This is a genomic window from Streptosporangium sp. NPDC001681, from assembly GCF_040298085.1.
GTDB lineage: Bacteria > Actinomycetota > Actinomycetes > Streptosporangiales > Streptosporangiaceae > Streptosporangium.
Genome location: NZ_JBEOZN010000092.1, coordinates 13,409 through 25,441, shown reverse-complemented (window position 1 = coordinate 25,441; position 12,033 = coordinate 13,409). Strand labels below are relative to the sequence as shown.

General features: G+C 70.4%; 9 protein-coding genes and 1 pseudogene. 1 reads left to right on the top strand and 9 read right to left on the bottom strand.

Going from position 1 to position 12,033, the window contains the following annotated elements:
* Window positions 1-10 precede the first annotated feature (10 nt).
* The 7 genes and pseudogenes from htpX to ABT130_RS32675 all read right to left on the bottom strand — a co-directional run bounded on the left by htpX (window position 11) and on the right by ABT130_RS32675 (window position 8,242).
* Window positions 11-862, bottom strand: a complete 852-nt coding sequence (htpX, locus tag ABT130_RS32705) for a zinc metalloprotease HtpX (protein ID WP_350918189.1) — start codon at window positions 860-862, stop codon at window positions 11-13.
* 73 nt (window positions 863-935) lie between these two features.
* Window positions 936-2,570 carry an NADH-quinone oxidoreductase subunit N gene (locus tag ABT130_RS32700; protein ID WP_350961963.1) on the bottom strand — a complete coding sequence of 545 codons (1,635 nt, stop codon included), beginning with the start codon at window positions 2,568-2,570 and terminating at the stop codon, window positions 936-938.
* On the bottom strand, window positions 2,567-4,279 hold the full coding sequence (locus ABT130_RS32695) for a complex I subunit 4 family protein (protein ID WP_350961960.1): 1,713 nt from the start codon (window positions 4,277-4,279) through the stop codon (window positions 2,567-2,569). The genes ABT130_RS32700 and ABT130_RS32695 overlap by 4 nt, the downstream gene beginning before the upstream one ends.
* Before the next feature lie 162 nt (window positions 4,280-4,441).
* Window positions 4,442-6,397 carry an NADH-quinone oxidoreductase subunit 5 family protein gene (locus ABT130_RS32690; protein ID WP_350961957.1) on the bottom strand — a complete coding sequence of 652 codons (1,956 nt, stop codon included), beginning with the start codon at window positions 6,395-6,397 and terminating at the stop codon, window positions 4,442-4,444.
* Window positions 6,398-6,648: 251 nt separating this feature from the next.
* Window positions 6,649-6,951, bottom strand: a pseudogene (nuoK, locus tag ABT130_RS32685) (NADH-quinone oxidoreductase subunit NuoK); the annotation flags it as partial.
* Between the two features lie 2 nt (window positions 6,952-6,953).
* Window positions 6,954-7,490 (bottom strand): NADH-quinone oxidoreductase subunit J family protein, encoded by a 537-nt coding sequence (locus tag ABT130_RS32680; protein ID WP_350961954.1) that lies wholly within the window; start codon window positions 7,488-7,490, stop codon window positions 6,954-6,956.
* The gene (locus tag ABT130_RS32675) at window positions 7,487-8,242 is read right to left on the bottom strand and encodes a NuoI/complex I 23 kDa subunit family protein (RefSeq protein ID WP_350961951.1); all 756 of its coding nucleotides are present in this window, start codon (window positions 8,240-8,242) and stop codon (window positions 7,487-7,489) included. Before ABT130_RS32675 ends, ABT130_RS32680 begins: the two co-directional genes overlap by 4 nt.
* Window positions 8,243-8,489: 247 nt before the next feature.
* Here ABT130_RS32675 and ABT130_RS32670 point away from each other — a divergent pair, with 247 nt between their 5' ends.
* On the top strand, window positions 8,490-9,917 hold the full coding sequence (locus ABT130_RS32670; protein ID WP_350961948.1) for a serine/threonine-protein kinase: 1,428 nt from the start codon (window positions 8,490-8,492) through the stop codon (window positions 9,915-9,917).
* An 18-nt stretch (window positions 9,918-9,935) separates the two neighbouring features.
* Here ABT130_RS32670 and ABT130_RS32665 read toward each other — a convergent pair whose 3' ends face one another.
* Both ABT130_RS32665 and nuoH read right to left on the bottom strand, forming a co-directional pair.
* Window positions 9,936-10,904, bottom strand: a complete 969-nt coding sequence (locus ABT130_RS32665; RefSeq protein WP_350961945.1) for a hypothetical protein — start codon at window positions 10,902-10,904, stop codon at window positions 9,936-9,938.
* A gap of 125 nt (window positions 10,905-11,029) precedes the next feature.
* The gene (nuoH, locus tag ABT130_RS32660) at window positions 11,030-11,986 is read right to left on the bottom strand and encodes an NADH-quinone oxidoreductase subunit NuoH (RefSeq protein ID WP_350961942.1); all 957 of its coding nucleotides are present in this window, start codon (window positions 11,984-11,986) and stop codon (window positions 11,030-11,032) included.
* Window positions 11,987-12,033: the final 47 nt, after the last annotated feature.

Sequence of the window (12,033 nt, the reverse complement as noted above, 5' to 3'; positions counted from 1 at the left end):
CGTCAAGCGGTCAGCGGCGGTACCCGGCCATGCGCTCCAGGCGGGCGACACGCTCGGCGGTGGGCGGGTGGGTGGAGAACATCCGGCCGAGCCCCGCACCGCGGAAGGGGTTGGCGATCATCAGGTGGGAGGCGGAGGCGATCCGCCCGTTCTCCGGGAGGGGCAGATGGCGGGTGCCCATCTCGATCTTTCTCAGTGCCGAGGCGAGTGCCAGCGGATCGCCGGTCAGCCGAGCCCCTGACTCATCCGCCTGGTATTCGCGGGAGCGGGAGATGGCCATCTGGATCATCCCGGCCGCGACCGGGCCCAGCACGATCATGAGGAGTGCGCCGATGAATCCGGGACCCTCGTCGTCCTCTCCGCCGCCGAAGAACAACCCGACGTAGCCGAGATAAGTGATCATGGTGGCGAGCGCTCCGGCCACCGAGGAGATCAGGATGTCGCGGTTGTAGACGTGGGAGAGCTCGTGCCCGATGACACCGCGCAGCTCGCGCTCGTCGAGTATCTGAGTGATCCCGTAGGTGACGCAGACGGCGGCGTTACGAGGGTTGCGCCCCGTCGCGAAGGCGTTGGGCTGCATGGTCGGCGAGACGTAGAGCCGGGGCATGGGCTGGCGGGCCTGCGTGGAGAGCTCGCGCACGATCCGGTAGAGCAGCGGCTGCTCGACCTCACTCACCGGCCGGGCGCGCATGGCCGACAGCGCGATGCGGTCGGAGAAGAAATAGGCGGCACCGTTGGTCACCAGCGCGACCAGAACCGCGATCTGCACGCCTGCGCCGCCTCCGAACCACGCCCCCACCGCGATGATCACCGCGGACAGTGCGCCGAGAAGGACCGCGGTACGCAGACCGTTGTGGTGCACTACACCCCCCTTTCGGTTGATGCCGATTCACCTGTGACAACGTTTCCAGCCAGGACAAACGTTCCCAGGTGTTTCAGCCCGCGGCGATCAGTGCTCCGGGGACGAGGTCGAGGACCAGTTGGGGGGCGACCGAGAACGCGACCGCGACGATCCCGGCCACCGCGATCGCCACACCGGCGGGCATCCATCCGGCGGCGCGGCCGGCCGTTTCCGTGCCCTCGGTGGCCGGAGTGAAGATCCGCACCACCCAGGCGATGTAGTAGTAGAGGCCCACGACCGTGTTGACCGCCATCACCACGGCCAGCCAGCCGCCGCCACCGCTGAGGAGCTCCCGGAACACCACGATCTTGGCGAAGAGCCCGGCCAGCCCCGGGGGCAGGCCCGCCAGGCAGATCAGGAAGAAGGCCAGTGCCAGCCCGGCCGCCGGGTTCCGGAACGCCAGGCCCCGGTAGTCGTCCAACTCCCCCCTGCCGGAGCGCCTCGACACCAGCGTGACCACGGCGAACGCCCCGAGGTTCATCGCCGCGTAGAAGACCAGGTAGGCGATCGAAGCGTTCACCGCCTCGTGGCGCCCGGCGCCGAGGGGAGCGAGGATGTAGCCCGACTGGGCGACGGACGACCAGGCGAGCAGCCGCACGGCATGGCGCTGGCGCATGGCCAGGAGGTTGCCCACGGTCATGGTGAGCGCGGCGATGATCGCGATCAGCGGGACCCAGATGGCGCCCTGGCCGCCCAGGGCGACGACCAGGATGAGGATCAGTCCGGCGAATCCGGCAGCCTTGGAGATGACGGAGAGCAGGGCCGCGACGGGGATGGGCGCCCCCTGGTAGACATCGCCCGCCCACGCGTGGAACGGCACCGCCGCGATCTTGAAGGCGAACCCGGCGAGGAGCAGCACCATCGCCACGGTGACCACGGCGGGCAGGTCGTAGCCGATCTGCAGCGAGGAGCTGTAGGCGGTGTCGGCACCGTCCAGGACGAGCCTCAGGCCTGGCGCCCCGAGAACACGCTGCTGCAGAGCCTGGGCGATCCGGCCGAGGTAGACGGTTCCGGTCGTCCCGTACAGCAGGGAGACCCCGAAGAGCATCACCGCCGTGGAGACCACGGAGACCAGGAAGAGCTTGACCGCGGCCTCGGAGCTCCGGCCGTCGTAGCGTCTGAGCGCGGTGAGCGCGAACACCGGCAGCGAGACGAGCTCCAGGGCGACCACCAGCATGATCAGGTCACGGGAGGCGGGCAGGGCGACGGCACCCGCCAGCGTGCAGAGCAGCAGGAAGTACCACTCGCCGACGGGGATGTCCCCGAAGGAGAGCTCTGCCGCCGAGAGCAGCACCACGACGATTCCGGCCGCCAGTGCGAGTCCCGCGAAGACCAGTGTGAAGTCGTCGACCACGAACGAGCACGGCGCCGCGGCGGCCGGATTCACCGCCTGTTCGGTGTTCAGGGGGGCGATGGCACCGATCACCGCGTGAGGGGAGCCGAGCAACCCCTCCGGCACGCAGAAGGTCCGCAGCGGGTCTCCGGTGCGCAGTGCCTGCGAGACCACCACCGCCAGGGCACCGATCACCCCGGCCAGGGTGACCGCGCCGAGCGCCGGCCGGACGTACGGCCTGCGGGGCAGGAAGGCGTCCAGGAGCAGCACCAGCCCGGCGGTGAGGGCGAGGATCAGCAGCGGCGCGACCGCGTAGTAGTCGATCGACTGGATCACGGTGCCCCCACCAGGGTCCGGACCACCGGATCGGTGAGCAGGAGGAGTGCCTTGGGCCAGAGCCCGAACAGCAGGATCAACACGATCAGCGGCACCCAGGCGGCCAGCTCGTAGCCCATGACGTCGGGCATCCGCGGCCTGCCCGCGCTCGCCGCTCCCGGCGGGTGCGTGCCTCCCCCGCCCGCGGCCACCGCGGCCGCGGGGAGGTCCTCCCCGTCCGCCCTGGATCCGAGGGCGTCGTCCTCGGATCCGGCCGGACCCGTGGAGGGGAGAGCATCCGTGCCGGCCACGGCGAGGATCGGGACGTGGACGGTCTCGGTGCTCCGGCCGTGGGTGACGCGGGAGAGCATGAGCAGGAAGTAGGCGGCGGTCAGCACGGTGCCGAGACCTCCGAGAGCCATGAAGACCAGGTAGAGGGGGCCGGACAGGCCCGGGGCCGGTTCGAAGGCGCCGAGGAGGGCCAGCATCTCACCCCAGAAACCCGCCAGCCCCGGCAGCCCGAGTGAGGCGACGCAGGCGAAGGTGAGCAGGGAACCGAGGTGGGGAAGGCGGGTCAGCATGCCGCCGCCGAGGGCGGGCATGTCCGAGGTGCCGTAGCGCTCCTTGATCGCCCCGGCGACGAAGAACAGCAGGGCGGTGATCAGGCCGTGGGCGATGTTGCCGAACAGCGCGCCGTTGATCCCGACGGGGGTCAGCGTGGCGAAACCGAGGAGCACGAAACCCATGTGGCCGACCGAGGAGTAGGCGATCATCCTTTTGAGGTCGCGCTGGGCGAGGCAGGCCAACGAGCCGTAGATGATGCCGATCACCGCGAAGGCTCCGAGCCAGGGTGCCACGGCGGCGGCCCCGTCGGGCAGGACCGGGATCGCGATTCTGGCGAAACCGTACGTACCCATCTTGAGCAGCACCCCCGCCAGGAGCACCGAGCCGACGGTGGGCGCCTCGGTATGGGCGTCGGGCAGCCAGGTGTGCAGCGGCCACATCGGGGTCTTGACCGCGAGACCGATGCCGACGGCCAGGAAGGCGATGATCTGCACCGGGCGGGACATGCCCGTCCCCCGCGCCTGGGCCAGAGCGGTCATGTCCAGGGTGCCGGTCTGCGACCAGATGATCAGTAGGCCGAGCAGGAGGACCACCGAGCCCAGCAGGGTGTAGAGGATGAACTTGATCGCCGCCGCCCGGCGGGCACGTCCTCCCCAGATGGCGATCACGAAGTACATCGGGATGAGGACGACCTCGAAGAACACGAAGAACAGCAGCAGGTCGAGCGCGAGGAACGTGCCGATCATGCCCACTTCGAGGACGAGCAGCGTGAACACCAGTGCCCGTGGCCGGTTACCGCCGCGTCCGGGGCTCAGCAACTGCCCGGGGCCGTCGGCGCGGCCCCGGCACAGGTAGACGAAGCAGAGAAAGGTCAGCAGCGTGGTCAGCACGACCAACGGCAGTGAGATCCCGTCCACGCCGAGGTGGAACCTGAGGTCCAGGCCGGGGATCCAGGCCAGGTCGGTCACGAACTGCACGCGGGCGGCGTCACCGTGGTCGAACGCGGCGGCCAGCACCACCGACAGTGCGAAGGTGACCCCGGAGACGACCGGCCCGTGCACCCTGAGCAGCCGCTTCCTTGCCGCCGTATCCGCACCGGACGGCACGAGCAGCACGGTGGCTCCGGCGAGCGGCACGCCGAGAAGTGCGATCAGGAGCCAGCTCATGGCGCGGCCACCTCACAGAAATTCGGCCCCGGATTCGGCTCTGGGTTCGCTTCCAGGTTCGGCACTGAGTTCGGTCGCCGGGGAGAGGTCAACGGCGCGTCACCGCCAGACGGGTGGAGAGCGGTACGGCGGCACCCACGCCGCCCCGGAGGGACAGAGAGCTCACCCGAAGATCACCGCCCCGGCCGCGATCAGGAGGACGCCCGCCAGCAGGCCGGTGACGTAGAGCTGGGCGTTGCCGTTCTGCACCAGGCGGACCAGCCCCGCCAGTCTCAGGGTCGTCCGGCCCGAGCCGCGTACCGTGCCGTCCACCACGCGGTTGTCCGTGCGGACGACGAGGCGCGCGAGGAGCAGCACGGGCCGGACGAGGAGCCCGGTGTAGACGGAGTCGACGTAGAAGGCCCGCTCGCAGGGGACGCGGAAGGGGCCGAGCATGCGGGCCGGGTCGGTCTGGGGCGCGGAGCGCCACACCGCGTAGACCGCCCCCGCACCCAGCAGTGCCACCGTGAGGCTGAGGGCGGCGGTGCCCCAGTGGACGTCGCCGACGCGGACGAAGCCGAGGAGCAGGGCCGGAACGGCCAGCACGACGATGGGCCAGCGCATACTGGCCGGCGCCTCATGTACGGCGGGTACGGCGGCGTGGGCCTCGCCCGCCACGGGCTCGGGCCGCGGGGCACGCTGGCCGAAGAAGGTGCGCAGCCACGCGCGGGTGGCGTAGGCGCCGGTCACCGCGATCGTGGCGAGGGCGCAGCCGTAGAGCAGCAGGGCCGCGGCATCGGTCAGCGGGCCCGCGGACAGGGAGTGCTCGATGCCCGTCAGCATCTCGTCCTTGCTGAAGAAGCCGCTGGCCGGAGGCAGGCCCATCAGGGCGGCGAAGCCGATCGTCATCGCGGCGAAGGTGACCGGAAGCCCCCTGCGGAGACCTCCCATCGTGCTCATCAGGTTGGAGCCGACCGCGTGGATCACCGCTCCGGCGCAGAGGAAGAGCAGTGCCTTGAAAGCCCCGTGGGTGATCAGGTGGAAGATCGCGGCGTCCCGTGAGCCTGCGGCCAGGGCACCCGCCATGTAGGCGAGCTGGCTGATCGTGGAGTAGGCGAGGACGCGCTTGAGATCGTCCTGGGCCAGGGCGGCGAGGGCCGCGCCGAGCATGCCGAGGGCGGCCAGGACCGCGAGCACGTCCAGGGTGGGCCGGGCGCCGAGGAAGGCGGGATAGAGCCGGGCGACGACGAAGATCCCGGCGGCGACCATGGTGGCCGCGTGGATGAGGGCGCTGATCGGTGTCGGTCCTGCCATCGCGTCGGGGAGCCAGACGTGCAGCGGAACCTGGGCGCTCTTGCCCGCGACCCCGGCCAGCAGCAGCATGGTGGCGGCGATGAGGGTGCCGGACGACATCTCGGGGACCCCGGCGATGACGTCGGCGATCCTGAAGCTGCCGGCCGCCGTCCCGAGGACGAAGATGCCGAACAGGAAGCCGACGTCGCCGATCCGGGTGACGAGGAACGCCTTGATCGCCGCTCGCGAGTTGGCCCGCTCCTCCCACCAGTGCCCGACCAGCAGGTACGAGCACAGGCCCATGATCTCCCAGCCCACGTAGAGGACCAGGAGGTCCGCCGCGTAGACGACCAGCAGCATGGCGCTGGTGAACAGGCTGATGAAGGAGCTGTAGGACGGGTAACGCCGGTCACCGCGCAGGTAGCCGATGGAGTAGATCTGCACGGCCAGCGCGACCACGGTGACCAGCACCGCGATCGACGCGGCGAGGCCGTCGACGAGCAGCCCGACCGAGATCGGCACCGACCCCGTCTCGATGACGGTGAACGTCGCGGTGACGCCGTCGGCCGCGACCTGGCCCCCGCTCCCGATCGGGACCCGCGGCTCGATTCCACCCTGGCCGGTGGCCGCCCAGGTGGCGTAGGCCAGCCAGATCGCCAGGGCGGTGGAGATCGCGGTGGGCAGCACGGCGATCCAGGCGGCCCGGCGGTTGGCGCCGGCGTTGAGGTCTGTGCCGGGGGTGCGGGACGTCGCGCCGCGAAGCCCCCGGGGGAAGCGGGAGCCGAGAAGCCCGGTGGCCGCGGCGAGGAAGGGCAGCAGGATCACGAGCGAGGCGACAGTGATCATGACGCGTCACCCGGCCTGGTGTCCGTCTCGGATCCGGCGGGAAACCGGGACTGCCGCGTGCGGGTCGCGGTCCGGGTGTGGCCCTGGGGCAGGCTCCGGGTCTCGGCCGGGGTCTGCTCCGGGCTCTGGGGCCGAGGTGGGGAGTGGGCACCGGCCTCGCCGGGGAGTGCCTCTCCGGCGGGGCCGGTGGATCCGGGATCGGTGGGCTGGATGCCATCGGGTCCGGGGTCGACCGGCCCGGGGTCGGTGGGCTCGGCCAGGGAGCGGAGGCGGTCGAGGTCGATGGTCCGGCGGTTGCGGTAGAGCGCGAGAACGATCGCGAGACCGAGACCGACCTCGGCGGCGGCGATCACGATGACGAACAGGGTGAGCACCTGCCCGCTGTGCAGCCGGTCGCGTAACCAGACGTCGAAGACGACCAGGTTGAGGTTGACGGCGTTGAGCATGATCTCGACGGACATCAGCACGAGGATCGTGTTGCGCCGGGCGAGCACGCCGTACACGCCGATGGAGAAGAGCAGTGCCGAGACGACCAGGGGGTAGACGACGTGCACCTTCAGTCCCTCCCGCGAATGTCGGTGCGGGACAGGACGATGGCGCCGATCAGTGCCGCCAGCAGCAGGACCGAGAGCACTTCGAACGGGAGCACCCAGTTGCGGAAGATGCTCGCGCCGAGTTCCCCGGCCGAACCGCCGCCGGGCTCAAGCGGGACGTAGGCCATCCGGAAGCCGTCGACGACGACGGTGACCAGCACGGCCGCGGTGGCGATCGCCACGATCACGGCGGTCGGCCGGTTCGAGCTGTCGAGGTCGGCGCTCCTGCCGATCGGAGCACGGGTGAGCATGATGCCGAACAGCAGCAGGATGACGATCGCGCCGACGTAGATCAGCACCTGGACCCAGGCGACGAACTCGGCGGTGAGGACCAGGTAGCCCCCGGCCAGCGCGCCGAAGCAGACCACCAGCCACAGGGCGGCGTGGACGAGTTGTCTGGTGGTCACGGTAAGCAGCGCCGACCCGACGGCCACCGCGCCCAGCAGGAGGAAGACGATCTCCTGCCCGGTCGGCGACAGATAGGACGGCGCCTCGGTCATGTCTCCTCCTCGGGCTCTCCACTCGGATCCGTGGAAGAAGTCTGCTCCGGCGGGGCCGCTTTCGGAGGAACGTCACCCTTGCCTGTGGATAACTTCTCGGTGGACGACTCGCCTGTGGACGGAGTGTCCTTCTTAGGGAGGGCACCCGGCGGCCGGATGGCCCGGACGCTCGCGTGTCCCGCCGAGGGACCTGTCCTGGCCGGTCTGCCGGGTGGCGGAACACGTCGCGCGGGTGGCTCCTCGGGAACTCCCGGGGCCTCGGGCGCGGGAGTCGCGGCAGCCTGGGGAGCCGGCGTGGGACGGGGGCGGACCGGGCGGGAGGTGGCCGCCAGTTCCTTCGGCGGCTCGGCGCCCGGCTCGTGGGCCGGGGGCGGCGGAACGGTCTGGGCCCAGGCGGCCAGCTTGTCCTTCTCGTGAAGGAGGTTGCGGATGTCACCCTCGGCGTACTCGAACTCCGGAGACCAGAACAGCGCGTCGAACGGGCAGACCTCGATGCAGATCCCGCAGTACATGCAGAGGGAGAAGTCGATCGCGAACCGGTCGAGCATGTTGCGGGCGCGGGGACGGCCCCCCTCGGGGGCGGGGAGGGTCTCCTTGTGGGAGTCGATGTAGATGCACCAGTCGGGGCACTCGCGAGCGCAGAGCATGCACACCGTGCAGTTCTCCTCGACCAGCGCGATCACCCCCCTGCTCCTCGGGGGCAGATCCGGCCGGACTTCGGGGTACTGCTGAGTCACCGATCTGCTCAGCATGTGGCGAAGGGTGACGGAGAGTCCCTTCACCAACCCCACTCCTGGTATCCGTGCCACAACTCAACATCATGACGCACAGTGGGGCGCTCGGGAATGCGGTGGGCCCTCCAGACCGTCACAACACAGAGATCACCCGGGTTATCCACAGAAGTTATCCACAGACTGTGTGTTCGATAATCGCCCCCCAACCACCGAGCCAACACCGAAGAGACTGCGGACATGCTGAAAAAATCGTATTGTTCGGCACATGTCCCACCAGTACGGACCGGCCTGGCAGCCGCGACCACCGGCACGATCCAACACCGCGTGGAGCGTGGTGTGGGCGCTGGTGCCCCTGTTGACCTGCGGTGTCGGGACGCCGTTCGTCATCGGCCACGCCGCGCGCCGGCTGCGGAGCCCGCTGCTGGCCCTCGCCACCGCCCTCTACGCCCTCGGCATCGGCACCTTCGTGATCGCCGCCGGGATCTACGGGAGCTCCGATCTCATCCCGGTCTGGCTGGACACCATCGGAATGATCGGCCTGTTCGGCAGCTGGCTCGGCGGGCTGGGCCACGCGCTGATCCTCAGGGGAGCAGTGTTCCGGCCACGGCCGTTCCAGGAGTTCCACCCGCGGCCGGCCCCGGAGTACGGGCGCCCGCCCCAGCCGATGCCCCACCAGACCGGCCCCACGGTGGTCTCGGTCCAGCACCCGCCCGCGCAACGGCCGGCGCAGCGGCACCCGGGGCCCGCGCAGCACGGCGGATACCAGCAGGCACAGCACCATCAGCGTGACGACCGGCCGCCCCAGTACGTGCAGAGCCACTTCACGCAGGGCCAATTCACCCAGGGCCAATTCCCGCAGGGCCCGCCCACCCACGCCGTACCGGGCCAGAACCCCCAAAGCCCGCAGAACACCCCGGCCCCCCAGGGCTGGCTGGGGCCCTACCGCCTGATCGGCAACCTGGGGAAGGGCGGTCAGGGAACGGTCCACCTCGCGCTCACCCCGCAGGGGCAGAAGGTCGCGATCAAGGTGCTGCACGAGCACTTCAACGGCAACCAGGTGGTCAGGGAGCGATTCCTGCGGGAGGTGGAGGCGACGCGCAGGGTGGCGACCTTCTCCACGGCCCGGGTGCTGGACGTGAACATCAACGAGGACCAGGCGTACGTCGTCAGCGAGTACGTGGAGGGCGTCTCCCTGGAGCAGCTGGTCCGCGACAAGGGTCCGCGCGACGAGGACGGGCTGACCCGGCTGGCCCTGGCCACGGCGGGCGCGCTGGCCGCGATCCACCGGGCCGGCGTGGTGCACCGGGATTTCAAACCGGCCAACGTGCTGATCGGCGCCGACGGACCCCGCGTGATCGACTTCGGCATCGCCCGGGCCCTCGACCAGGTCACCGCGACATCGGGCAACATCATGGGCACCCCCGCCTACATGTCGCCCGAGCAGCTCGCGGGCGAGACGATCGGCCCGGAGACCGACGTGTTCAGCTGGGCCTCGACCATGATCTTCGCCGCTTCCGGCCGGGTGGCCTTCGGTGAGGACACCATCCCCGCGATCCTGAACCGAGTGATCAACCACCAGCCGGACCTGACGGCCCTGCCCCAGTCACTGCGCCCGCTGGCCGCGGCCTGCCTGGACAAGCAGCCCCGCAACCGGCCCACGGCCTCCGACATCATGCTGCGGATCGTGCAGTAGACATTCCCGGCCGGCGGGTCAGGGGACCGCGTCCTTCGCCTCCGCCGTCAGGTCCAGGTACTCCTCGTGGGTCAGCGAGCGAGCCTGGAACCCAAGGCCGTTGCCCGCGGCGAAGCGCTCGACGTCCCCCGCGTTCCAACGCCCCGGCAGGTGGAACAGCCCCCCGCCCACCAGCAGGCCGGTCACGCCGGACTCCGCCGAGTAGAGCAGCAGCTCGGAGGCGTCCAGCTCGCGGGTCCTACGCGCGGTCTCCAGCAGCAGGCGGCCGTGGACGACCACCAGGCGGCAGTGCGGCTGGCCCCCGCGCCTGAGCACGCGCCCCTGGGCGGTCTGGTCGCGGGACCTGCGGCGGCCGACCCCGATCACGACGACGGCCCCGACGACCGTCAGCCCGGCCAGCACCAGGGCGGCGACCCCGAGCGGCTCCATTCCCCAGGTGACGTCTCCCTGAGTGACGTCTCCCCTGGTGACGTCGGCGCGGGTATTGGTCAGGTTGAGGAGCACCAGCGCCACGAAGGCCGCCCCGTAGGCGAGCACCGCCCACATGAGCACGTACAGCAACTGCTCGCGCCACCACACCTTCGGCGAGCTCAGCGGCGGCCTGAGGCTTCTCGCACCGGGCACGCGCAGGCGCGGCAGGGGCGCGGGCGCCCTGCGCCAGGTCACCGCGCGCCACCTCGGCGACCTGCGGGCCAGCGCGACCCTGGCCTGCTGCGGGGTGTCGAACGCCCGGAACTCGAACTCCAGCCCGTTGCCCGCGGCGAACGCCTCCACCGCTCTCCTCGACCGGGACCCCGGAGCCTCCAGCATGACCAGGCCGGACTCGTCGAGCACCGCCAGGCCGTATCTCGTCCTGCCCCGGCCGGGGTAGCCGAAGATCAGCAACCTGCTCGCCCGGCCCGCACCGGCGAGCGGCAACCGCACCGGTGAGTGCTCCGGCACATCGACGACCAGTTCGTCGTTTTCCACGGCAAGCGCGAGGGTCATCCGTTCCGTCCTTGGCAAGTGATGTCGCAGGGTGCACTGCTCCCTGCCCAGGGTGAGCGCTTCGAACGTCAGATCATCCGTACGGTGGGCCGAGCGGGAAACCGGTGCGGGCGCGCGGTGCGAGGTTACCCGGCGATGACCCTGACGACCCCCGTCAGCGCGAGCTGGACCAGCGCCAGCGGCACCAGACCGACCCAGGCGAGCCTCTGCAGCTGGTCCTCGCGGAGCCTGGGATAGCTCACCCTCAGCCAGATGACCACGAAGACCAGCAGGAAGACCTTGATGAGCATCCACACCGGCCCCGGCAGGAGGGGGCCGTGCCAGCCGCCCAGGAACAGCACGCTGGTCAGCGCGGAGATCACGATGATCCCCGCGTACTCGGCCAGCATGAACAGGGCGAACCTGATGCCCGTGTACTCGGTCATCGGGCCCATGATGAGCTCGGAGTCGGCGATCGGCATGTCGAACGGCGGGCGCCGGAGCTCGGCGAGTCCCGCGACGAAGAAGACCACGCCGCCGATCGCCTGCCAGGGCAGCCACCACCACTGCCAGGCCTCCACGATGCCCGGCAGGGAGAGCGTGCCCGCCGCCATCGCGACGCTGGAGGCCGCGAGGACCAGCGGCAGCTCGTACGACATGAGCTGGGCCGCCGAGCGCACTCCGCCCAGGACCGAGTACTTGTTGCCCGACGACCAACCGGCCATGATCGAGCCGAGCACGCCGACCCCCATCACGGCGAGGACGAAGAACAGCCCGGCGTCCAGGTCGACCCCGACCAGCCCCGGCCCGACCGGGATGACGACCATCACCAGGAGATAGGGGACCAGCGCCACGCCGGGGGCCAGGGTGAAGACCCTGCGGTCGGCGGCGGCCGGGATCACCTGCTCCTTCTGCATGAACTTGACCCCGTCGGCGATCAGCTGCGCCCAGCCGTGGAAGCCTCCGGCGTACATGGGGCCGAGGCGCGCCTGCATGTGCGCCATGACCTTGTGCTCCATCTGCCCGGCGACCAGCGGCAGCACCAGGAAGACCGCGACGATCACGACCAGCCGGACCGCGACGTCGAGCACCTCGGCGATCATGCTTACCTCCGGTCCTTCGGGGGGAGAAGCCTGCCGGGTCGCCGGAA